This window comes from Kribbella solani (assembly GCF_014205295.1).
GTDB lineage: Bacteria > Actinomycetota > Actinomycetes > Propionibacteriales > Kribbellaceae > Kribbella > Kribbella solani.
In genome coordinates this window covers 4,484,187-4,505,731 of record NZ_JACHNF010000001.1, presented here as the reverse complement: position 1 = coordinate 4,505,731, position 21,545 = coordinate 4,484,187, and the positions used below count along the sequence as shown (strand labels likewise).

Below are 21,545 nucleotides of genomic sequence, written 5' to 3'. Positions count from 1 at the left end.
ATACCCTGAGCGCTCTCTGTCAACGGAAGGTGGCACCCCGATGCGGCTGGGTCTCTATCTGAACCTCTACGGCACCCCCGGCGAGCGCCCGCGACTAGCGGACGCGGTCGAGCAGGCGCGGCTGGCCGAGCAGGCCGGTTTCGAGTGGGTGGTGCTCGGCGAGCGGCATCTGCACCGCCCTGGCTACCACGAGATCCTCACCTCGATGACCTGGCTGGCGGCGCACACGTCCCGGATCGGCATCGCCACCGCGGGCATCGTCACGCCGCTGTACGACCCGGTCGTGCTCGCGGAGACGCTGGCGCACATCGACGTACTCTCCGGTGGCCGGCTGACCGCCGGGTTCGTCCTCGGGTACCGCCCGGAGGAGTTCGCGCTGTACGGCGTGAAGCAGTCCGAGCGGGTCGCGCGCTTCGAGGAGGGCCTGGAGATCCTGACCCGGCTGTGGACGTCCGACGAGGTCACGTACGAAGGAAAGTTCACCAGCATCAAGGACGCGTACCTGTCGCCACGCCCGGTCCAGTCGCCACGCCCGCGGCTGTGGAACGGCGGCCGGGTCTCAGCGGTCCTGGAGCGTACGGCAAGGATGTGCGACGGCTGGACCACGTCCTTCAACGAACTGGACGCCGACCTGCCCGAAAAGATCGCCGAGTACCTGTCGTACCCACGTGGTGCCGAATCGCTCGGCCAGGAAGTCATCCTCTGCCGCGAAGGCTACTGCGCCCCGACCTCACAGGCCGCCCGCCAAGCGCTCGAAGAGCCGTTGCGAGACCTGTACGACGCGTACACGGGTTGGAAGCGTACGTCCACCGATGCCGCCCGCTACACCCAAGGCTGGGACGACATCGTCAACCGCAGCGTGATCGGTTCCAGCGCCGAGTGCGCGGACCGCCTGGCCCATTACGAGGAAATGGGCGCAGACGGCATCATCCTCCGCATCCAGCCGCCGGGCATGCCGCAATCCGAAGCCCTCAAGTCGATCGAGGCCTACGGAGAACTTCTCAAGCCTTGAGGCCGGACATCGCAATCGAGTCCGTCAGGTAGCGCTGCAGCAACCCGAACACCAGCAGGCTGGGGACGACCGTAATGGTCGCCCCGGCCATCACCTGGTTGATCGGCACCGACTGCGTCTGCAACGTCGCCAGCCCGACGGTCAGCGTCTGCATCTCACCGGACTGCCCGATCACCAACGGCCACAGGAAATCGTTCCAGTGCCACAGGAACACGAAGATGCCGAGGGTGGCGAGGACCGGCCGGATCAACGGCACCACGATCGTCGTGAAGATCCGCCACTCCGAAGCACCGTCGATCTCCGCCGCCTCGAACAACTCATCCGGCAGCTGCAGGATGAACTGCCGCATCAGGAAAACTGCCTGCGAGTTCGCCAGCGTAGGCACGATCAGACCCCAGTAGCTGTCCACCCAGTCCAGCTTCGACACCAGGATGTACGAGGGGATCAGCGTCGCCTGGAACGGCACCATCAGCGTGGCGAGGAACGCCCAGAACATGATCTCCCGCCCCGGGAAGCGCTTCTTCGCGAAGGCGTATCCGGCCATCGACGCGAACAGCAGCACGCACACGACGGACACCAGCGAGTACAGCAGCGAGTTCACCGTCCAGCGCGGGATGTCCGAGCTGGAGAGCACGTTCCGGAAGTTCTCCATGGTGAAGTTCGCCGGGTTCAGCGCGCCCGGGAAGGTCTTCCCGCTCGGCGGCGCGAACGCGACCAGCACCATCGCCGCGAACGGTACGACGGTGACGATCGCGGTCAGGATCAGCAGCGTCGGCATCGTCAACCGCGCCGGCCCACGCCGCCCGGCGGCGCGTGACTCGGTGACTTCCCGCACCGGCGGGCGTTCGAGTACGTTCACCATCAGTCGTCCCTCCCGACGAGCCGGCGCTGTACGAGCGAGACGATCAGCACGATCAGGAACAGCACCAAGCCGATCGCACTGGCGTAACCGAAGTCGAAGTACTTGAACCCGCTGTCGTACAGGAAGTACACGAGCGAGTAGCTCGACCGCACCGGTCCGCCACCGGTCATCACGTACATCGCGTCGAACACCTGGAACGCGCCGATCGTCTCGATCACCAGGACGAAGAACAGCACCGGCCGGAGTTGCGGCAGCGTCACGTACCGGAACCGCTGCCAGGTGCTCGCGCCGTCGATCATCGCGGCCTCCAGGTACGACTTCGGTACCGCCTGCAGCCCGGCCAGCAGGATCAGCATCGAGTACCCGAAGCCCTTCCACGCCGAGGTCACCGCGATCGACGGCAGCACCGTGTTCGACTGGTTAAGGAAGTCGATCGGCCCGAGGTGTACGAGCCCGATCAGCGTGTTGAGCAGGCCGTCCTGCGCGTCGTAGATCCACTTCCAGATCACCGCGGCGAGCACGATGCTGGTGACGTACGGCAGGAAGAACACGCCCCGGAAGAACCCGCGCTTCCACACCACCTGATGCAGCAGCACCGCCGTACCCAGTGACAGCAGCACCGTCAGCGGTACGAACATCACCGTGTACGTGACCGTGACCAGCAACGCCTCGTGGAACACGCCGTCCGACAACAACCGCGTGTAGTTGTCAAAGGCAATGAAATCCCAGTTGCCGCTGATCCGGTAGTCGGTCAGCGAAAGCAGCAGCGCGCCGATGGCCGGCAGGAACCGGAAGAGCAGGAACAGCACCAGCATCGGGGCGACGAACAACAGGCCGACCCACGGGCGCCGGCGCGGTCCACGCCGGCCGGCGCGCGACGTGGACCGCGGGAGGACGGAGGTCAACGTTGTCTCGACAGGAGGTCGTTGGCCTGCTTGGCGGCGTCGTCCAGGCCCTGCTGCGGCTGCTTCTTACCGGTCAGCACCGCCTGGATCTCGGTGCTCAGGAAGGACATGATCTGCCGCGCGGACGGGTTCGCCTCACCCGGTACGGCGTACTGCAGCGCGTCCTTGAACTTCGCCGCGTTCGGGTCGGTCGACGCGTACGTGGCGTCCTTGCGCGGCGAGTAGTACCCGGAGGCCTTGCTCAGCGCGTCCAGCTGGGCCGGCTGGATCATGAACGACAGGAACTTCTTCGCCGCGTCGGTGTTCCCGCTCGCCGCGTTCATCACCAGGCCGCCCGGGATGCCGTACCCGACCTGCTTCTTACCGGTCAGCGGTGACCCGATCTCGACGTTGCCGGCGCCCCAGGTCTTCGCGACCGTGGCGGCGTCGGAGGGCACGCTGGTGTAGGCCATCGCGACCTGCCCCTTGCCGAGGGCCGAGTCCGCGACCGTGTTCACGCTGCCGAGCGCGGTCTTCGAGATCGCGCCCTCGTCCCACAGGCCCTTCAGGAAGGTCAGCGCCTCCAGACCCGGCGCCTGGTTGAAGGTGACGCTCTTGCCGTCGTCGGCGAACACCTTGCCGCCGGCCTGCCAGAGCAGCGGGTAGAAGCTCAGGTTCAGCGTCGCCTCCGGCGAGGCCGCGTAGTCCAGCGTGGAGAACCCGGCGGCCTTGATCTTCGGCGCGGCCGCCTTGATCTCGTCCCAGGTCTCCGGCGGCTTGCTGATCCCGGCCTTGGTCAGGATCGTCTTGTTGTACATGGTGGTGGTGACCGTGTGGTAGATCGGCGCGCCGTAGATCTTGCCGTCGACGGTCAGACCGGGAACGGCGGCCGGCAGGAACTTGTCCTTCTCCGGATCGACCACGTCGTCGACCGGCGCCAGCGAGCCGCTCTTCACGTACTGCGGGATCTGGTCCGGGATCATCAGCAGCACGTCCGGGCCCTTCTTGCCCGAGAACGCGGCGGCGAGCTTCTCCTCGCGGTTCGCCCACGGCTGCATCTCGATCTTCAGGTCGATCCCGGAGTTGGCCGCCTCGAAGTCGGTCTCGACCTTTTTCCAGTACGTGTCGCTGGTCGCCTGGTCGGCGATCACCGGGTACATCCAGAGCGTGACGCTCTTCTTCGCGCTCGACGAGCCGGAGTCGCCACCGCCGCAGGAACTGAGCGCGGCGGCGAGAACGAGCGCCGTGAGTGGTGCCGCGATGCGGCGGACGGTGGATTTCATCGCACCCCCAGGGTGGGTCCGGAAGCAGGGCCGGATGGTTGTCGACCTAATAACGGTCAGGACCGAAAGTAGTCGGGGTGAATTTCGGCTGTCAACGGCTGATATCAACTCGGAACAGCTCGGAACCGCTGGTCATCAGCAACTGATGGTTGCCGCGGACGCCGAGCCGCCGGTGTGGATGGGTCACGAACACGGTCGGAACCGCCTTCTTTCCCGGCGCGATCCGGTAGATCTTGTTCAGGTCGATGCTCACGTACACCGCCTCCGAGGTCGCGACGATGTCGCCGCTGGACGTGGTGGTACCGAGCGTGAAGGACTTCTTCAGCTTGCCGGAGTCCGGGGCCAGCGCGAACACGGTCTTTCCGGCCACGCCCCAGAGCAGCCCGTCCGGGCCGATCGTCACCGACGAGACGGTAGCCGCGCCCGGCACCGGCACGGTCTCCCAGAGCTTCTTCTTCCCGGTCACGTCCCACGCGAACACTGTGCCCGCCGCCCGGGTCGGTGGGGTGGTGGTCAGGCCACCGGCGATCGACGTTCCGCCGTACACGATGCCGCAGCGGGCGGTCAGGCCGTACACGGACTCGTCCTGGACCACGTTCCGGTACTTCTCGGTGCTGCCGGTCTTCGGGTCGTAGATGACCAGCGCGCCACCGAGCCGATCGCCGTCCGGGATGGTGCCGACCGCGATCTTGCCGTTCACCTCGACCAGCGCGCGGGCGCGGGTCTGGAAGATGTCCGGCTTGAGATTGAGCAGCTTGGCCGGGTTGTCCGGCGTACCCGGCGGGCCGGGGGAGTACTCCGGACTGCTCCATGGCTTGGCCGGGTCGTACGAGTAGAGGCGCGCCTCCGGGTACGCGCCGACCCAGAGGTTGCCGGCCGAACCCTCCAGCAGCGCCTCGACCTGCGAGAACCGGTTGAAAGTGGCCGCGCCGGTGACCGGGTCGACCACCGAGATCCCGCCGTTCAGGAAGCCGCCGGCGTAGATGTTGGTCTTGCCGCCGGCCACTGACAGGATCTCGATCGGCTCCCGGCGGACCTTGGTCTGGAAGATCTCGGACTTGCCGGTCCGCGGGTTGTAGCGGAACTCCTCGCCGCGCCAGAGCGTGCCGACCACGCTGGTGCCGGGGTAGTCGGGCAGGTTCAGGTCGGCGTACCCGATCGAGCGGGCGTTCTGGATCCGGCCGGTGAAGGTCAGTCCGGTACCGGTCAGGGTCTTGGTCGCCGGGTCGTACTTCTTCAGCTCACTGCTCTGGATCAGGTACAGCGAACCGTCCGCGCCGATCGGCGAGATGTCCAGGCCGTGCGCGTTCGGGATCTCGTCCACCCAGGTCCGGGACGCGATGTCCCACACGTACAACGGGCCGGGGAAGGCGGTGCTGATCCGGACGTACACGCGGCCGCCGCGGGCGTTCAGGTCGTACACGACCTGGTCCTTCGGGTCGCCGAGACCGGGCGGTGGTGGTAGCTGGGTGACCGCGCCGGTGTTCACGTCGATCTCGGAGATGTACGCGTCCGGCTGGGAACCCGCGTACAGCTTGCCGTTTGCGTAGTCGATGCTCTTCACATACCCCTGACCGGCTTTGATCGTGCCGTAATCGCGGATCGCGCCGGTCTGATGGTCGTACCGGAACACTTTGCCGTGCGGGTACGTGCCGCCGTACACGTTGCCCTGCTCGTCGACCGTGATCCGCAGGATGAACGTCTCGGTCGGCAGCGGCCGGCCCAGGTCCTCGGCGGTGGTTTCGCCAGGGCGCAATCGGTACAGGTGGCCGTTGTTGTAGGTGCCGGCGTAGATCGTGCCGTCCGGCGCGGCCGCGACCGCGTAACTGCCGTCCGCGCCGGGCAGCGCCGCGGAGAGCAGGCTGTCGCCGGTGGCCGGGTCGATGGCGTTCAGGTACGCCGGGCTGCCGGTGGACACGTTCCAGATCGCGGTCTTGCCGCCCGGTCCGGGTGCGACGGTGCCGCCGATCAGGAGCACGTCGGACAGTGGGACGCCGAGGGAGACGACGTTGGCGGTCGGCGGTTTGGGGGTCGCGCCGGCCGGGTTGGCCAGGGTGCTGACGAGAACGGCGGCGAGTGCCACCGCGATGAGCGAGCGGACTGATCGCATGCGATGCCTCCGGGGTGCCGTATTTACGGTCCTGTCCGAAAGTGAAACGCTCGCGGCGAGGCCAAGTCAACGGCTCGGCGGATTTTGCCACTACTGGCAGCAAGAGCCATGGTTTCGGCCTCGGCCGTTAAGCCGCGGGCAGCTTGTCCAGCAGGTTCTTCAGCATCTTCCGGGTCTCGGCGAAGTAGCTGTCCTCGCGGTGCAGCGCCCGGTGGAACGCGGCCAGCTCGGCCGTGGTGATGGTGTTCGAGAAGGTGCTGATCTCGGTCAGGTCGAGCCGCCGGTTGAACAGGTGCACGGTGTCCCGCCAGCGGTGCAGCATGCCGACCAGCTCGGCGTCGCGGTGCAGCCCGAGTGCGCCCGATACCAGCGCAAGGTCGACCGCCGAAACCACCAGTCGCGGGTACACCTGACGAGTGCCGGGTGCTTCCGGCGAGAACCGCGGGTCGCTGATCAGGCGGGTGTTCTCGTGCAGTTCGTCGGCGACGGCGCGCAGTACTTCCGTACGCCGCTCGGCTTCGGTCGTCAGCCGTTCGACGAAGATGCCGGTCAGCCCGGCGACCAGGGTGAGTGAGTTGACCGCGGGCTCCCAGCGGGAGTTGCCCGGGAACAGGAACCAGATCACGCCGAGTACGAAGGCCAGCCCGAGCAGGCCGTACGTGACCACGCTGACCACGGTCCGCCGGTACGCGACCCAGGCCGAGACCGTCTGCCGGGTCACGTCGACCAGATGTCGTCGGCGAGGGTGTGCGCCTCCTCGCCGGCCGCCTCCGGTGCGAGCAGCAGCAGCTCCAGACCGAACGGGTTCGGGCGGCGGGTGTACCTGAACTGGGACTGGATCGCCTCGACCGGCGTCAGCTTGCACGCCTCGGTAAGCCGCTTCAGCCGATCGGCCGAGTACTTGCGGGTGGTGTACAGCCGGATCGTGTCGCCGATCGGAAGCACCACCTCGGTGTGGTCCGGCAGCTCCATCCGGACCTCTTCGCCGGTGTCGTTCTGCCAGAGGATCTTCACCAGCAGCGCGTCGTCGTCCTCGACCTCGCCGACGAACTTGACCAGGTCGTTGCTGATCTTCAGGTCGGTGTTGTACCGCAGCGTGCTGGTGACGAACTCCGCGAACGCCCTGGTCTGGTGGTACTCGTCCGCGGCCGCGTCGGCGGTCTCCTGGTCGAGCCGGGTCGTACTCGCGACCTCCAGCAACAACCGGTCCTGCGGCCGCAGCACCCGTGTCAACGTACCGAGCAGCTCCTCGTCGTTGTCGAAGTTGGCGAGCGTGTTGCCGGTCAGCGTGAACAGCAACGGCTCCGCGCCGACGAGCCGGGCCAGCATCTCGCCCAGCTCGTCCATGTTGTCGGCGATCGAGAAGTCCAGCTGGACCGGCAGCACCTGGGAACGCGGGAAGCCGGCCTGAACCGGCTCCAACGGGCCCATCCGGAGCATCTCGGAGCTCATGTCGACGGGGATGTAGTACATGTCCCGGTTGTGCCGGCGCAGGTCGGTGAGAATGGTCCGGTCCTTGACGCCGGTCCCGACGCCGAGGCTGACCAGGTGGAAGCCGCCCTTCTCGACATGCGGCCGGATCTTCCGCCAGTGCCGCAGGAACGACTCGGTGCCGGCCTTCATCACCAGGTAGAACGGGTCGTTCGTCGCGTTCGCCCAGGCGATCGTGGGGCCGATCCCCCAGTACGAGAACCCGGACGTGATCTGCTTGCCGTTGCCGGACGTCGAGAACGGCCCGCGCAGATCGCTGGTCAGCGTGACGAGCTTGTCGGTCTGATCCTCGCCGACCAGCAGCAACGACCAGGCGAAGTCGTCGTCGGCCAGCGCATGCTCGAGCTTACGGATCACCGGTACCGGCTCTGCCACGTCTCAACCCCTCACACGATGAGCCGTCAGATTACCGGTAACCGGTCCACTCCGCTGGGTCAGATGGGAGTCACCGAGTCGGCTTCGCGGCCCTTGGGGCCGTCGATGATCTGGAACTCGACCGGCTGGCCGTCCTCGAGGGTCTTGTACCCGTCGGAGACGATCTTGCTCCAGTGCACGAACACGTCGTCCACCTCAGCGCCGCCCTCGACGGCCAGGAAGCCGTACCCCTTGTCGGCGTTGAACCACTTCACGGTGCCGCGCACCATCGAGACTCCTAGACCACGGGACCCGCTTCACCCAGGCCCCTCGCGATCGACAAGTTTAACCGAGACGGTTCCCACGCAGAGTGCCGTACCCACGAGCGCGGCGCTGACCCACAGCGGTCCACGGAAGCCGGACAGGCCGATCGCGAGCCCGCCGAGCAGCGGTCCGGCGGCTGCTCCGACGTTGAGCGCGGCGGTGGCGAGACCGCCGGTCAGTACCGGTGCGCCGGCGCCGGCATAGAGCGCGTACGCGATCAAGGCCGAGCCGACCGCGAACGACAACGCGCCCTGGACAAGGGCGAACACGACAGTCGGTACGACCTGGCCGGCGGTGAGACCGAAGCCGCACCAACCGAGCAACAAGATGCCTCCGGCAACCAACGTGAGCCGGTGATCACGCCGGTCCGCGTACCGCCCGGCAACTGTCACGCCGGCGAACGCCCCGATCCCGAAGAGCGCCAGCACCACCGGTACCCATCCGGATCCCAGCCCGGTCACGTCGGTGACGACCGGCGACAGGTACGTGAACGAACAAAACGTCGCGCCGTTGACCAGCGCGCCGAGCACCAGCAGCACGGTCAGCCGCCGCTGGACGGGGAACCGCCCGACCAGGACCGGCTCGGTACGCACCGGCGGGACCGAGCGCACGATCCCCAGCAAGGCCGGGAACGAGATGATCGCGACCGCCCAGAACGCGGACCGCCAGCCGAACGCCTCGCCGAGCAGAGCACCCGCCGGTACGCCGATGATGCAGGCGAGCGTCGTGCCGCCGAGCAGGACCGCCGTCGCGCGGCCCTTGGCGTCCGGGCGGACCAGGCTGGTGGCGGTGGCCAGCGCGATCGCCAGGAAACCCGCGTTGGCGAGCGCCGCGAGGACGCGGGTGATCAGCAGCACGGTGAAGCTTGTGGTCAGGGCGCCGACAACATGGACGGCGAGGAAAACGGTCAGTGTCAGTAGCAGGGTCCGGCGCCGCGGCCAGCGGGCGCCGAGGACCGCGACGGCCGGGGCGCCGGCGACCATGCCGAGCGCGAAGGCCGACGTCAGCCAGCCGGTGGTGGGGATCGAGACGCCCAGGTCCTGGGCGATTTCCGGGCCGAGCCCGGACAGCATGAACTCGGACGTTGCCTGGGCGAACACGGCCAGGCCAAGCAGATACAGCACGAATGGCATCAGGAAGCTCCGCAACCAAAGGAAGACGGCGGCAGGACGGATCGCCTGCCGTGAGTCGTCTCCGGCGGTTCCGGGCAGTCACCTGGAACGGCCGGTGGTTACGGTCTGTTCGCCTCCGGGCTGGACATGGCGCTCAGCTTAGAGAACGCCGTCCGCCCATGCCACTTAGTTAGTCACGCCACTCAGTTAGCCGCGTCGGGACGCGGCGAGACCCAGTACGCCCGCGGTGACCAGCAGCAGTGCGCTGGTCACGCCCAGGTCGTCGGGTTGCAGGACGCCGTTCTCGGTCAGCATCCAGATCGAGGCACCTCCGGCCAGCACCGTCCCGGCAACCACGCCGGGTACGTCCGGCCGTGCCTTCTGCTTCTGGCTCATCCGCGCACCACCTTGATACTGCCCACCCGGAGGTCCAGGTCGAGGGTGACCTGCTGCGGGCCGGGCTTGCCGTCCGCGCCGAGGTCGTCGAGCTTCAGCTGCGCATTATGGCCGCTGTGGTTCTCGTTCAGGAAGGCCACGTCGCCCATTTCGGTGGTCAGGTCGCCCTTCACGTCCACGTTCGGCGGGAGCGTGACCACCACCTCGCCGACACCGCCGTGGACCTCCACCTTGGCGCCGGGCGCGAAGGTGGCCTTGGTCAGGTCGAGCTTCACCGAGCCGGCGTCGAACTGGTAGCTCGTCCCGGTCGCGGTGACGGTCTGCCCGGCCGGCGCCACGTAGTTCGTGTCGGCGAAGTTGCGGGGTACGCCGGGGAACACCGAGCTGGCGACCGCGCCGACCGCGAGCAGGAGGCCCAGCGGGAGCAGGGCCAGCGTCCGGCCGACGAATCCGCCGAGCAGCATGCCCGCGCCGAGCGTGGCCAGGCCGACGATCAGCATGGTCGCCGTCGGGGCACCGGCGAGCGCGGCGATACCGATCGCCAGGCCGGTCAGTACGACGATGATCGACTTGATGCCGCGGACGCCCTTCGCCGGCGGTTCGGCGGGCTTCGAGGCCACCGGCTGGGTGGTCGACCGCGCGCCGGCCGGCTCGTCGACGTACAGGCCGAGGGGGTCGTCCTCGGTCCACACAGGCTGGACCGGTTCGACGGTGCGGTCCTGGGGTCGCTGTGTGGCCGAGGACGACGGGCCCGCCGGCGAACCGGACGGACCGCTCTGGGACGACGCGTACCCCGCGCCGTACTGCTGCCCATAACCGGACTGCCCGGCAGACCCGGACTGGCTGCCATACCCGGACTGGCCGGCATAGCCAGACTGCCCGACGTAACCGGGCTGGCCGCCGTACCCGGGCTGGCCGGGCTGGGCGCCGTACCCGGACTGACCGGCGTAACCAGGCTGGCCGGGGGAGGCAGGCTGGCCGGTGTAGCCCGGCTGACCAGGCTGACCGGCAGAACTGGGCTGGCCGGGGTAACCGGGCTGAGCGGGGGAACCAGGCTGGCTGGGCTGGCCGAACTGGCCTGGGTTACCGGGCTGGCCGGGCTGGCCGGGGTGGTTGGTCCAGGTGGGGCGTTGTGGGCGGGTGCCGTTGCCCTTGCGGTGTTTGGCGACCAGCCAGATGATCGCCACCACGATCAGCGGCCCGGGAATCAGCCGGCCGAAGTCGAACGACGACATCATCGCGATCCCGGCGAACACGCAGGCGGCGACCACCACCGGCCACAGCCACGGGTGGTCCGGCCGGACCCGGTCACCGAGCAGACCCTGCGCGGCCGACCGGTCGCTGCCCTCGTCCGGCATCAGCACCCACGCGGCGATGTAGAAGATCACGCCGGGGCCACTGACGATCAGCACGGCCATCACCACGCGGACCAGGACCGGGTCGATGTTCAGCGCGCGGCCGATGCCGCCGCAGACACCGGCGAGCCACCGGTCCGACCGGCTGCGCCGCCAGCTCTGCGGGTTCTGCAGACCGTTGCGGTCGAACCCCGTGGGTCCACTTTGGTTCTGGTCCATGACACCGATGGTCGCTCGGTCCCGGCCCTGATCACATCGGGGATACCCCCTGAGGCGCCCCGGAGTCGGATCACCCGGCGGGGTCATCCGGCCGGGGGTTCGGGGTTCTCCCCGAGCCGACCCTGAGCGGGCCGCGCCGGTGCTGAGGAGGCGGCCCGGGACAAGCCTGCTGGTGTCCGGCCGGTCCACATGTGACGATCGTGGTGATGAGCCAGCCAGCAGCAGCGCCGCCGGGTGGGCCAGCCATGAGCGCCGGCCGGCCCGAGCCTACGCCTGCACCGAACCAGGCACCCGGCCAGAACCAGGCGCCCGGCCCGGACGCCGGCCAGACCCAGAACAACCAGACCCAGAACAACCAGACCCAGAACAACCAGAACCAGGACCAGCAGAACCAGGATCAATGGCGGTTCAAGGGCTGGGGACCGCAGGGCCCGAAGCAGTACCAGGGCCCGTACGCCGCGTACGCCGCCCGGATGGCCGGCCAAAAGGGCGCCCAGCCAGGTACGCCACCAGGCGCACCAGGCGCACCAGGCGCACCAGGCGGAGCTGGTGGAGCTGGTGGACCTATCTACGGGCCGCCGTTCCCCGGGCAGCCGGCCGCGGCGCCGCGGCCGCACACCGACGGTCCGCGTCGCGCCTACCGGCGTACTGAAGGCCGCGTCGTCGCCGGTGTCGCCGGTGGTATCGCGGATCACCTCGGCGTCTCGGACACGATCGTCCGGCTCGTACTGATCGGCACCACGGTCTTCGGCGGGTTCGGCGTCCTCATCTACGCGGCGCTCTGGTTCCTGATGCCGCTCGCGCCGGAAACCCTGCCGAACGCGCCCGGCCTGGCGGCGCACACCCGCAGCGGGCTGCGCTCTGACGAGCCGCCGCCACCGGTGACCGAGGCGAAGCGGCGGAAGCGGGAGAAGAGCCGCGGTCAGCTGCCTGCCCTGGTGGCGATCGGCATCGGCGTGCTGTTGCTGCTCCAGGTCGCCGGGTTCGGCATCGCCGGCAAGCTGTTCTGGCCGCTGGTGTTCGCCGCGGCCGGTCTGGCGCTGATCTGGCGGCAGGCGGACGAGAACCAGAAGGACAAGTGGGCGCAGGACATCCGGGTGCCGATCCTCGGCCTGGTGCTCGGCAAGGGCGGCTGGAAGTCGCTGGTCCGGATCGCCGTCGGCCTGGTCCTGATCGGCACCGCGGTCACCTTGTTCCTGGTCCAGAACGGCCGGCTCTCGATGGTCGGCGACGTACTGATCGCGCTGCTGCTCGCCGTGGTCGGTATCGGCGTGATCGCGGGCCCGTGGGTACACCGGCTGACCCGCGACCTGAACTCGGAGCGGGCCGAGCGGGTCCGTTCGCAGGAGCGCGCCGACATGGCCGCGCACCTGCACGACTCGGTGCTGCAGACGCTGGCGCTGATCCAGAAGCAGGCCGACGACCCGAAGGCGGTCGCCCGGCTGGCCCGCTCGCAGGAACGCGAGCTGCGGTCCTGGCTGTACGACGAGGAGCACGACGCGGACCAGACCATCGCCGGCGCCGCGAAGCAGGCCGCCGCCGAGGTCGAGGACTCGCACGGCGTACCGATCGAGGTGGTCACGGTCGGCGACTGCGACCTCACCGAACAGCTGGCCTCGATGGTCCGGGCCGCGCGGGAGTCGATGGTGAATGCGGCGAAACACTCCGGAGCTGCGAAGATCGACGTGTTCGTCGAGGTGGACGGCGACCGGGTGGAGATGTTCGTCCGGGACCGCGGCAAGGGCTTCGTGGTGGACGACGTGCCGGACGACCGGCTCGGCCTGCGGCACAGTGTGATGGGCAGAATGGAACGGCACGGCGGCCGCGCGACGGTGCGGTCCGATCCGGAGACAGGGACCGAAGTGCGACTGGAGATGGATAGATGAGCAGCAGGCGCGTTGTCGTCATCGACGATCACGACATGTTCCGGGCCGGGGTACGCAGCGAGATCGGCACCGCGGTCGACATCGTCGGGGAGGGCTCGGACGTCGACACCGCGGTGAAGGCGATCGTCGGAGCAGAGCCGGATGTCGTGCTGCTGGACGTCCACCTGCCCGGCGGTGGTGGCACCGAGGTGATGAAGCAGGTGCACCAGCGGCACCCGGATATCAAGTTCCTGGCGCTGTCGGTGTCGGACGCGGCCGAGGACGTGATCGGTGTGATCCGCGCGGGTGCCCGCGGCTATGTGACCAAGAACATCTCCGGTACCGAGCTGGTCGACGCGATCAACCGGGTCGCGGACGGCGACGCGGTGTTCTCGCCGCGGCTGGCCGGCTTCGTACTGGACGCGTTCTCCGGCGCGATCGACATCGCCTCGGTGGACGAGGACCTGGACCGGTTGTCGCAGCGGGAGCGCGAGGTGCTCCGGCTGATCGCCCGCGGTTACGCGTACAAGGAAGTGGCCCGCGAGCTGTTCATCTCGGTGAAAACCGTTGAGACGCACGTCTCTTCCGTACTGCGCAAACTGCAGCTGTCGAACCGGCACGAACTGACCCGCTGGGCCACCGACCGCCGACTGGTCTAGTCACCCGGCGGGTGGGGCAAGCGTTCGACTGTGGCGCGTTTCGGCCAGGGCATGGATACGCCACCCCGTGCCGGCGGCCCGGGCTTGGTGGCTGTTATACCGTCGACTCTTATGGAGCGGAATCTCACTGCCGACCAGCTTGCCCTGTTCGAGAAGGAGTTCGCGTCGAACCCGCAGTACCGGGTGATGCAGAACGCCGTCACGCAGACCTCGGTGAACAGCATCGCGCTGGACCGCCAGGTGGTCACGTCGATGGACCATTCGGTCTCGAACCTGCTCGACGACTGGAAGGTCACCAATCAGAAGAAGAGCGGCCGGTGCTGGCTGTTCGCCGGGCTGAACCTGCTCCGGGCCGGCGCCGCCGAGAAGCTCGGGGTCAAGGACTTCGAGTTCTCACAGAACTACCTGCTGTTCTGGGACAAGTTCGAGCGGTCGAACTTCTTCCTCGAAGCGATCATCGAGACCGCGGACCGGGACGCCGACGACCGTACGGTCGCGCACCTGCTGTCCGACCCGATCGGTGACGGCGGACAGTGGAACATGTTCGTCGCGCTGGTCCAGAAGCACGGCCTGGTACCGAAGTCGGCGATGCCGGAGACCGAGAGCTCGTCGTCCACCGGTCAGCTGAACGACGTGCTGCGCAAGCTGCTCCGCCAGGGCGCGCGGGACCTGCGGGCGCTGGACGGCGCCGAGGCGCGCCGCGAGCGCAAGCGGGAGATCCTGGTCGGCGTGCACCGGGCGCTGAGCATCCACCTCGGGACGCCGCCGCAGAAGTTCCTCTGGCAGTGGAAGGACACCGACAAGGGCTTCCACCGCGACGGCTGGACCACGCCGGCCGAGTTCGCGGCCGAGTACGTGCAGCTGCCGGTCGACGAGTACGTCTGCCTGGTCCACGACCCGCGCTCGACCAGCCCGGTCGGCAAGACCTTCACCGTCGACTTCCTCGGCAACATCGTCGACGCGCCGCCGGTGGTGTACCTGAACGTCGAGATCGACCTGATGAAGCAGCTCACCCAGGACGCGATCGTCGGCGGCGAGCCGGTCTGGTTCGGCTGTGACGTCGGCAAGCAGATGAACGCCGACCTCGGCTTCTGGGACGCCAAGCTGTACGACTACGAGGCCGTGTACGACACCGAGTTCACGCTCGACAAGGCCGAGCGGCTGGTGCACCACGAGACCCTGATGACGCACGCGATGCTGTTCACCGGCGTCGACGTGGTCGACGGCAAGCCGCGCCGCTGGCGGGTCGAGAACAGCTGGGGCGACGAGAAGGCCGACAGCGGTTTCTGGACCATGAACGACTCCTGGTACGGCGAGCACGTCTTCGAGATCGCCGTCCGCCGCTCGGCCCTGCCGGCCGAGCTGCAGGCCCGGCTGAACGACGAGCCGATCGTCCTGCCCGCCTGGGATCCGATGGGCGCCCTCGCGCACTGATCCACCGCACACGTCCCGGGACCCCGACGGGCTCCCGGGACGTGCCATGTCCACGAACTGCCCACCCGTCGCCGGGCGGCTGGCTGACGTTGCGGCGGTGGTCTGCCTACAGCCCGCGGACGACGGCGGCGAGGCGGTGCAGGCGACGTCGCCTGGGCCGGAGGACGATCTTCCGGCCCTGTGGGCGATCGGTCGCGACCCGTGCCGCGCGCACCGCCAGCTCGTCGTCCAGCGGCTCCAGCTCGTCGATCCCGTACCGCCGCCGTAACGCGCATCGCAACAGGTGATCCGCGAGGGCCGGGTTCTTCGGCAACACCGGCCCATGCAGGTACGTGCCGATCGTGTTTCCGGACACGGCCCCTTCGTCGCCGGTCCCGCCGTTGTTCCCGAATCCCTGCCGGACCGTGCCCAACGCGTCCTGCCCGGCCTCCAGCACCGTCCGGCCGGAATGATTCTCGAACCCGACCAGCTGCCCGAACGGACTGTCGATCACGATGTTCCCGATCATCCGCTCCCGGTTCGCGGTGGTTCCGGCCCGGAAGATCCCCAGCCCCGGCACCCGCCGCCCGGCCAGATCGATAAATTCCCGCCCGAACAGCTGATAACTCCCACAAATCAGCAGCATCGGCACCCCGGCGGCGGACATTTTGCACAATTCGTCCCGGTACCGCAACAAATCGCTGGCACAGGCCAGCTGCCCGGAATTCTGCCCGCCGCCGCCGAAAACCAGATCGATCCCGCCGAAATCGAATGACCGGCCCGGTTCGACCGGCAATACCTCGGCCCGGTATCCACGCCATTCCAGTCTTTTCGCGAGCGTGATCACATTCCCCAGGTCCCCGTACACATTGAGGTCCCGGGGATAAAGATGGGCAACCCGCAGCGATCTCATTCGTGCACCCGCCGCCGCAGCGCTTTCCGGATCTGCAGCATCGCCGTGTATGTCGGCAGGATGTACGCGTCCCCACCACGCGGCACCCCGGCCAACAGCCGGGAGATCCCGTCGTCGACGCTCGACGCCACCGACGCCTCGGTCCCGGCGTAGTGCAGCCGCAGAGCCATCTCAGCAGCCCGCGTCCCGGCCGTGACCACCTCCGGCCCGCCGCGCGACAGTCCCTCCAGCGGTACGTCCCACAACCACGAAACGTCCCGCCCGTCGGCCGGCAGATCGTTGACCGCGATCAGCACCCGCGGATGCGACCGCCCGACCAGGAACGTGTCCAGCACCTGCGCGAACCCTGCCGGGTTCTTGATCAGCAGCAACCACAGCGTCCGGCCCTGCAACTCGGTCTTCTCCACCCGCCCGAACGCGGCCTCGGTCGTCCGCACCGCCTCCGCCGTCACCGCCGGGTCGAGCCCGAGCCCGGTCGCCAGCCCGACCGCCGCGAGCGCGTTGTAGAGGTTGTACGTCCCCGACAACCCGTACCGCATCCGCTGCACCGAACCGCCCGCGGTCACGCTGAACTCGGTACCGTCCAGGTCCGCCCGCGAAACCCCGGTGACGGCGACATCCGGATCGGGCCGCGCGAAATCACCGTTCGGGCAGCTGTAATGACCGAGATGGCTGTAGAAAACCCGGCCGAACGTCAACCGCTCGCCGCACTTCGGGCAGCGATCCGAATCAGCCGCCGTCCGCTCGGCGGTCAGACCGGCCGGCAGCTGATCGATCCCGAAATAGCTGACCCGGCCCGGCTCCGCCGCTGCTCCGGCCAAACTCGCGACACGTGCATCGTCCGCGTTCAGGTACAGCCGCGCGCCCGTCGCGGCGATGCCTTCCGCCAGCAGGTCCGCGGTGGTGTCGACTTCGCCGTACCGGTCGAGCTGGTCGCGGAAAATGTTCAGCACCACGATGTGCCGTGGCTGCAACTCCGCCCCGACCAGGCGAAGGCTCGCCTCGTCGACCTCGAACACCCCGATGGTCGCGCGGCTCCGGCAGCGCAGATCGGCCGCCGAGACCAGCGCCGACACGACGCCGCCGCGCAGGTTCGCGCCGCTGGCGTTGGTGACGACGGTCTCGCCGCCCCGGCGGAGCGCCGCGACGATCAGTTTCGTGGTCGTCGTCTTGCCATTCGTACCGGTCACCAGAATGCAGCCGTGCGGTAATTCTGCGGCTAATTTCCGGGGTAATTCCGGCGCGATTCTGTCGACGATCGCGCCGGGGAGTGCCTGGCCGCCGCGGCCGAGCCGGCGGCTGAGCGTGGCGGTGCCCCAGGCGACAGCAATCGCGGCCGTTTCGCGCATAGCAAAATTGTAGAACCGCCGGTCAACAGAAACTCAGCGTCCGCTCAGCTCGGTAACTGCTCAGGCAATACTCAGGAAATAAGTTTCAGCGCTTCGGCCGGGCGTTCGAGCGTCGGCAGGTGGCCGGCCCAGGGCAGGTGCACGCGTTCCGGGTTCGGCAGGCGCTCGGCCAGGTAGTCGGCGCTGTCGGCGAAGAACCGGTAGTCGTTGCCACCGGTGATCAACCGGACCGGCGCGGTGATCTTCTCCGGCTCGATGGCGTACTCCTCGTTGTTCACGTCACCGGCCGCGATCTGTACTTCGAACGCGCGCTGCTGCATGGCCCGGAGCAGTTCGCGGGCATCGTCGTCGGCGTCAGGGCCGATCCAGTTGCGTACGTTCAAGTCGGTCGCGCCGGCAATGTCATCGGCCTCGATGAGCTCGTTCTCCTCGGTCCACAGCGCGCGAAGGTCCTCGTCGGGTTCCACGTTGTCGGTCGGCGCGCAAACCAGTACCAACCGGGCGAATCGCTCCGGGGCGCGGCTCGCCGCCTGCTGGACGACATACCCGCCGTACGAGGCCCCGACCGCGGTGACCGCAGTGGCCCCGACCTCGTCCAGCAGCGCGAGCAGGTCGCCAGCGTCGGAATAGTCCGCGCCAACTTCCAGCGGTGTCTCTCCGTAGCCGCGCAGATCCACCGTGATCACCCGATGGTCGCCCTTGAGCTCGTCCACCAGGCCGGCCCACATCCGCGCATCGGCCACGCCGGCGTGCACCAGCAGTACGTCCGGCCCGTCCCCAACCACCGCATGAGAAATCGTCATGCCCGCACCCTGACTGCTCAAGTACCGAAGAAGCAAAACAATTGTCAGCCGAGCCGGATCACCGCGAACGATTCGGCGTAGTGGTTCGCGGGGAACCCGGCGGCGGCAGCGAGCTCGCCGGAGTAGGTACGCATGCCGGCCGCGAGTCCGTCGGGGTCGCGATGCTGGCTGGCGTGTGACCTGAGCGCCGCAAGCTTCTGGTCGAAGGTGTCGGTGATGTCGACGTAGTGGTTGCTCTCCGGATGTTCCATCATCCACAACTCGCCGACATCCCAGGCTTCCTCAGACAGCTCCGGGTACGCGTACGGGTTGCCGGCCGCCGGGTAGAACGCGCGCACGGTCGCCTCGGCAGCAGCGAGATGATCCGGGTGGGATACCTGCAGCCGTGACCACCAGCGCTCCGGCGACTGGCTGAGCAGGCGCTGCGGGCGAACCTTGCGAATCAGCCGGCTCAGCTCGCGGACCAGCTGCGGCGTCGCCTCCACGGCACCGTCCTGGTAGCCGAGAAAGTGCAGGTCGTGGACGCCGACGTGCTGTGCCGCGGCGGTCTGCTCGGCGCGGCGGACGGCCGGGATCTCGGCCCGGTCGCGATCCGGCTCGAACCCGCCGGCCTGACCGTCCGTGACGATGCAGTAGTGCACTTCGATTCCGGCCTTGGTCCACAATGCGATCGAGCCGGCACCGCCGAAGTCGATGTCGTCCGGATGCGCGACCACCGCCAGTACCCGCTCAACTTCGTTGTCAGGCCGCGGCCTGGCCTCAGGAACACTCACCGTTCGACACTAGGGCAATTCTGCCCGCCCGACGCCCCAACTGTTTGCTGCGGCAGGCACAGTGGGATTCATGGAGTTCGGTGGTACGTGCGAGCCGGGGGAGGCCGGGCTGGACCCGGCGGGGCTGGCCGCCGCGGTCGAGCTGGTGCGAGCGCGGGGCGCGGTCGCGCAGCTCTGCGTGGTCCGCAACGGGCGGGTGGCGGTCGACCTGTCCTTCGGGTGTGAGCCGAGCGCGTTGTTCTGGATCTTCTCCGCGAGCAAACCGTTCGTCGCGATCGTGATCCACCAGCTGGTCGAGTCCGGCCGGCTGCACCTGGACGATGCGGTGGCGGCGTACTGGCCGGAGTTCGGGCGGAACGGGAAACGCGAGATCACCGTCCGGCACATGCTCCGGCACCGGTCCGGACTGTCGAACGCCGGCTCGTTCATCGGTGAGGCGCGCGCGATGACCGACTGGGCGCGGGCGCTGCGCCGGATCGAGGACGCCAAACCACGCTGGCCGATCGAGACCGTCGCGTACAGCCCGCTGGCGTTCGGTTTCGTACTCGCCGAGGTCGCGCGCCGATGCGGCGGCCACCCGATCGAGGAGCTGGTACGGCGTGGTGTGCTCGATCCGCTCGGCCTGACCGACACGTACCTCGGACTGCCCGCGGAGCAGTGGAACCGGCGCGTACCGATCAAAGCCGGTGGCGCGGCCGGACCGGTGGTGCAGTCGGTGCTGAACCGGCGCAGTACGCGCGCGGCCGTCGTACCGGCTGCTGGGATCTCGACGACGGCCCGGGATCTCGCCACGTTCTACCAAGGGCTGCTGGTCGGTGCGTTGCTCGATCCGGAGACGCTGGCGATCGCGGTGGAGCCGAGCAGCGAAGGCGAGCTGGACCGGACCGCGCGGGCGCCGATCCGGTGGTCGCAGGGCTTCCAGCTCGGCGGACCGCGCTGGCTGGAAGGCGCGCCGACGTCGCTCGGTTCGCTCAGCAGCCCCCGTACGTTCGGTCACAACGGCAGCAACTGCTGCATCGGCTGGGCCGACCCGGACCGGCAGATCGCGTACGCGTACCTGACGAACCGGGTCGGCAACCCGAAACTCGACCTCGCCCATCACGCGGCCGTCGCGGACAAGATCCTCGGCGCGGCCACCTGACGTCCTGGGTCACTAGGCGAGCGCCGGAAGGGGAACCCGTTCGGTGATCACGTGGTCGACGAGCCCGTACGCCCGCGCGCCTTCCGCGGTCAGTACGTGGTCGCGGTCGGTGTCGTGGCGGAGCTGTTCGATGGTCTGACCGGTGTGCCGGGACAGGATCGACTCGACCTGCGCGCGGACCCGGACCACCTCGTCGGCCTGCAGGATCAGGTCCGGGATGGTGCCCTGGCCGCGCGCGGCCGGCTGGTGCAGCACGACCCGAGCGTGCGGAAGGACGGCCCGCCGTCCCTCCGCGCCACCGGCCAGCAGCACCGCGCCGGCCGAGATCGCCTGACCGACGCAGAACGTCGCGACCGGCGACTGGATGTACTGCATGGTGTCGTAGATCGCGAGCATCGCGGTCATGTCGCCGCCCTCGCAGTTGATGTAGAGGTTGATCTCCTGGTCGGGCTTGTCGACCTCGAGGTGCAGCAGCTGGGCGATCAGCGCGTTCGCGACCCCGGCGTCGATCGCCGTACCGAGGTAGATGATCCGCTCGCTGAGGAGATGCGAGTACACGTCCATGATCCGCTCACCGCGCGGGTGCTGGGCGATCACGTTCGGAATGGTGTAGCTGCTCATGCGGCGGACCTCCTGGGCAGTACCTGGTCGAAGGACTCGACGATGTGGTCGATGAATCCGTACTCGCGGGCCTCGTCGGCGGTGTACCAGTGATCGTGCAGCGAGTCCTCGTGCACGACCTCGAACGGCTGCCCGGTGTCGGTGGCGATCAGCCCGAGGACGGTGTCGCGGATCTGCCGCAGGTCGTTCGCCTGGATCTCGATCTCGGCCGCGGAGCCGCCGATCCCGGCCGAGCCCTGGTGCATCAGTATCCGGGCGTGCCGGAGCGCGAACCGCTTGCCCGGCGTACCCGCGGACAGCAGGAACTGACCGGCGCTGCAGGCGAGCCCGATCGCCAGCGTCGACACGTCGCACGGCACCAGCCGCATCACGTCCCGGATCGCCAGCATCGACGGCACCGAGCCGCCGGGGGAGTGAATCCAGAAGGCGATGTCGGTGTCCGGGTCCTCGGCCGCCAGAGTCAGGATCTGGGTGGCCAGCAAGGTCCCGTTGTCGTCGTCGAGGGCTCCGTCCAGTACTACGATCCGCTGTCCGAGCAACCGCTGCCGCGCGGTCTCGTTGAACATCGGCGGTTTGATGTCTTCTGCCATGTGATCAACCCTGACC

Annotated in this window: 21 protein-coding genes; 5 read left to right on the top strand and 16 right to left on the bottom strand. The window is 68.3% G+C overall.

Going from position 1 to position 21,545, the window contains the following annotated elements:
* The first annotated feature begins 40 nt into the window (after positions 1-40).
* On the top strand, positions 41-1,012 hold the full coding sequence (locus HDA44_RS20490; protein ID WP_184836779.1) for an LLM class flavin-dependent oxidoreductase: 972 nt from the start codon (positions 41-43) through the stop codon (positions 1,010-1,012).
* On the opposite strand, the gene HDA44_RS20485 is transcribed toward HDA44_RS20490, so the two are convergent.
* The 10 genes from HDA44_RS20485 to HDA44_RS37405 all read right to left on the bottom strand — a co-directional run bounded on the left by HDA44_RS20485 (position 1,002) and on the right by HDA44_RS37405 (position 11,402).
* Positions 1,002-1,874 (bottom strand): carbohydrate ABC transporter permease, encoded by an 873-nt coding sequence (locus HDA44_RS20485; protein ID WP_184836777.1) that lies wholly within the window; start codon positions 1,872-1,874, stop codon positions 1,002-1,004. The genes HDA44_RS20490 and HDA44_RS20485 overlap by 11 nt on opposite strands.
* Positions 1,874-2,779, bottom strand: coding sequence for a carbohydrate ABC transporter permease (locus tag HDA44_RS20480; RefSeq protein ID WP_238352500.1), 906 nt, complete (start codon positions 2,777-2,779; stop codon positions 1,874-1,876). Before HDA44_RS20480 ends, HDA44_RS20485 begins: the two co-directional genes overlap by 1 nt.
* Positions 2,776-4,041 (bottom strand): extracellular solute-binding protein, encoded by a 1,266-nt coding sequence (locus tag HDA44_RS20475; protein ID WP_184836775.1) that lies wholly within the window; start codon positions 4,039-4,041, stop codon positions 2,776-2,778. Before HDA44_RS20475 ends, HDA44_RS20480 begins: the two co-directional genes overlap by 4 nt.
* 91 nt (positions 4,042-4,132) lie before the next feature.
* Positions 4,133-6,151, bottom strand: coding sequence for a ligand-binding sensor domain-containing protein (locus HDA44_RS20470; RefSeq protein WP_184836773.1), 2,019 nt, complete (start codon positions 6,149-6,151; stop codon positions 4,133-4,135).
* 127 nt (positions 6,152-6,278) lie between these two features.
* Positions 6,279-6,872 (bottom strand): hypothetical protein, encoded by a 594-nt coding sequence (locus HDA44_RS20465; RefSeq protein ID WP_184836771.1) that lies wholly within the window; start codon positions 6,870-6,872, stop codon positions 6,279-6,281.
* Complete coding sequence (locus tag HDA44_RS20460) at positions 6,869-8,017, bottom strand: L-histidine N(alpha)-methyltransferase (RefSeq protein WP_184836769.1); 1,149 nt, start codon at positions 8,015-8,017, stop codon at positions 6,869-6,871. Before HDA44_RS20460 ends, HDA44_RS20465 begins: the two co-directional genes overlap by 4 nt.
* Positions 8,018-8,076: 59 nt before the next feature.
* Positions 8,077-8,286 (bottom strand): cold-shock protein, encoded by a 210-nt coding sequence (locus HDA44_RS20455; protein ID WP_184836768.1) that lies wholly within the window; start codon positions 8,284-8,286, stop codon positions 8,077-8,079.
* A 27-nt stretch (positions 8,287-8,313) separates the two neighbouring features.
* Positions 8,314-9,453, bottom strand: a complete 1,140-nt coding sequence (locus HDA44_RS20450; RefSeq protein WP_184836766.1) for a Cmx/CmrA family chloramphenicol efflux MFS transporter — start codon at positions 9,451-9,453, stop codon at positions 8,314-8,316.
* A 186-nt stretch (positions 9,454-9,639) separates the two neighbouring features.
* Positions 9,640-9,828, bottom strand: coding sequence for a hypothetical protein (locus tag HDA44_RS20445; protein ID WP_184836765.1), 189 nt, complete (start codon positions 9,826-9,828; stop codon positions 9,640-9,642).
* Entirely contained in the window at positions 9,825-11,402 is a 1,578-nt protein-coding gene (locus HDA44_RS37405) for a PspC domain-containing protein (RefSeq protein ID WP_238352499.1), read from the bottom strand. The genes HDA44_RS20445 and HDA44_RS37405 overlap by 4 nt, the downstream gene beginning before the upstream one ends.
* Before the next feature lie 206 nt (positions 11,403-11,608).
* On the opposite strand from HDA44_RS37405, the gene HDA44_RS20430 reads away from it, so the two are divergent.
* The 3 genes from HDA44_RS20430 to HDA44_RS20420 all read left to right on the top strand — a co-directional run bounded on the left by HDA44_RS20430 (position 11,609) and on the right by HDA44_RS20420 (position 15,360).
* Positions 11,609-13,288: an ATP-binding protein gene (locus HDA44_RS20430; protein ID WP_238352498.1), complete on the top strand. Its 1,680-nt coding sequence runs from the start codon at positions 11,609-11,611 to the stop codon at positions 13,286-13,288.
* Positions 13,285-13,926 carry a response regulator gene (locus HDA44_RS20425; RefSeq protein WP_184836763.1) on the top strand — a complete coding sequence of 214 codons (642 nt, stop codon included), beginning with the start codon at positions 13,285-13,287 and terminating at the stop codon, positions 13,924-13,926. The genes HDA44_RS20430 and HDA44_RS20425 overlap by 4 nt, the downstream gene beginning before the upstream one ends.
* 111 nt (positions 13,927-14,037) lie before the next feature.
* Positions 14,038-15,360, top strand: a complete 1,323-nt coding sequence (locus HDA44_RS20420) for a C1 family peptidase (RefSeq protein ID WP_184836760.1) — start codon at positions 14,038-14,040, stop codon at positions 15,358-15,360.
* 106 nt (positions 15,361-15,466) lie between these two features.
* On the opposite strand, the gene HDA44_RS20415 is transcribed toward HDA44_RS20420, so the two are convergent.
* The 4 genes from HDA44_RS20415 to HDA44_RS20400 form a co-directional block, all read right to left on the bottom strand.
* Positions 15,467-16,252, bottom strand: a complete 786-nt coding sequence (locus HDA44_RS20415; protein ID WP_184836757.1) for a type 1 glutamine amidotransferase — start codon at positions 16,250-16,252, stop codon at positions 15,467-15,469.
* Entirely contained in the window at positions 16,249-17,601 is a 1,353-nt protein-coding gene (locus tag HDA44_RS20410; protein WP_184836756.1) for a MurT ligase domain-containing protein, read from the bottom strand. The genes HDA44_RS20415 and HDA44_RS20410 overlap by 4 nt, the downstream gene beginning before the upstream one ends.
* Before the next feature lie 71 nt (positions 17,602-17,672).
* Positions 17,673-18,404: an alpha/beta fold hydrolase gene (locus tag HDA44_RS20405; protein ID WP_184836753.1), complete on the bottom strand. Its 732-nt coding sequence runs from the start codon at positions 18,402-18,404 to the stop codon at positions 17,673-17,675.
* Between the two features lie 44 nt (positions 18,405-18,448).
* Entirely contained in the window at positions 18,449-19,177 is a 729-nt protein-coding gene (locus HDA44_RS20400; protein ID WP_184836751.1) for a PIG-L family deacetylase, read from the bottom strand.
* A 70-nt stretch (positions 19,178-19,247) separates the two neighbouring features.
* On the opposite strand from HDA44_RS20400, the gene HDA44_RS20395 reads away from it, so the two are divergent.
* Complete coding sequence (locus HDA44_RS20395; RefSeq protein WP_184836748.1) at positions 19,248-20,318, top strand: serine hydrolase domain-containing protein; 1,071 nt, start codon at positions 19,248-19,250, stop codon at positions 20,316-20,318.
* A 12-nt stretch (positions 20,319-20,330) separates the two neighbouring features.
* Here HDA44_RS20395 and HDA44_RS20390 read toward each other — a convergent pair whose 3' ends face one another.
* A complete protein-coding gene (locus HDA44_RS20390) occupies positions 20,331-20,939 on the bottom strand; it encodes a ClpP family protease (protein WP_184836746.1) in 609 nt (202 codons plus the stop codon).
* Complete coding sequence (locus HDA44_RS20385) at positions 20,936-21,529, bottom strand: ClpP family protease (RefSeq protein WP_184836743.1); 594 nt, start codon at positions 21,527-21,529, stop codon at positions 20,936-20,938. The genes HDA44_RS20390 and HDA44_RS20385 overlap by 4 nt, the downstream gene beginning before the upstream one ends.
* Positions 21,530-21,545: the final 16 nt, after the last annotated feature.

Bases quoted from the DNA above. Each gene is read 5' to 3' on its own strand.
- HDA44_RS20490 (WP_184836779.1), top strand. From the start codon at position 41: ATGCGGCTGGGTCTCTATCTGAACCTCTACGGCACCCCCGGCGAGCGC.
- HDA44_RS20485 (WP_184836777.1), bottom strand. From the start codon at position 1,874: ATGGTGAACGTACTCGAACGCCCGCCGGTGCGGGAAGTCACCGAGTCA.
- HDA44_RS20475 (WP_184836775.1), bottom strand. From the start codon at position 4,041: ATGAAATCCACCGTCCGCCGCATCGCGGCACCACTCACGGCGCTCGTT.
- HDA44_RS20470 (WP_184836773.1), bottom strand. From the start codon at position 6,151: ATGCGATCAGTCCGCTCGCTCATCGCGGTGGCACTCGCCGCCGTTCTC.
- HDA44_RS20455 (WP_184836768.1), bottom strand. From the start codon at position 8,286: ATGGTGCGCGGCACCGTGAAGTGGTTCAACGCCGACAAGGGGTACGGC.
- HDA44_RS20450 (WP_184836766.1), bottom strand. From the start codon at position 9,453: ATGCCATTCGTGCTGTATCTGCTTGGCCTGGCCGTGTTCGCCCAGGCA.
- HDA44_RS20445 (WP_184836765.1), bottom strand. From the start codon at position 9,828: ATGAGCCAGAAGCAGAAGGCACGGCCGGACGTACCCGGCGTGGTTGCC.
- HDA44_RS37405 (WP_238352499.1), bottom strand. From the start codon at position 11,402: ATGGACCAGAACCAAAGTGGACCCACGGGGTTCGACCGCAACGGTCTG.
- HDA44_RS20430 (WP_238352498.1), top strand. From the start codon at position 11,609: ATGAGCCAGCCAGCAGCAGCGCCGCCGGGTGGGCCAGCCATGAGCGCC.
- HDA44_RS20425 (WP_184836763.1), top strand. From the start codon at position 13,285: ATGAGCAGCAGGCGCGTTGTCGTCATCGACGATCACGACATGTTCCGG.
- HDA44_RS20420 (WP_184836760.1), top strand. From the start codon at position 14,038: ATGGAGCGGAATCTCACTGCCGACCAGCTTGCCCTGTTCGAGAAGGAG.
- HDA44_RS20415 (WP_184836757.1), bottom strand. From the start codon at position 16,252: ATGAGATCGCTGCGGGTTGCCCATCTTTATCCCCGGGACCTCAATGTG.
- HDA44_RS20410 (WP_184836756.1), bottom strand. From the start codon at position 17,601: ATGCGCGAAACGGCCGCGATTGCTGTCGCCTGGGGCACCGCCACGCTC.
- HDA44_RS20405 (WP_184836753.1), bottom strand. From the start codon at position 18,404: ATGACGATTTCTCATGCGGTGGTTGGGGACGGGCCGGACGTACTGCTG.
- HDA44_RS20395 (WP_184836748.1), top strand. From the start codon at position 19,248: ATGGAGTTCGGTGGTACGTGCGAGCCGGGGGAGGCCGGGCTGGACCCG.
- HDA44_RS20390 (WP_184836746.1), bottom strand. From the start codon at position 20,939: ATGAGCAGCTACACCATTCCGAACGTGATCGCCCAGCACCCGCGCGGT.
- HDA44_RS20385 (WP_184836743.1), bottom strand. From the start codon at position 21,529: ATGGCAGAAGACATCAAACCGCCGATGTTCAACGAGACCGCGCGGCAG.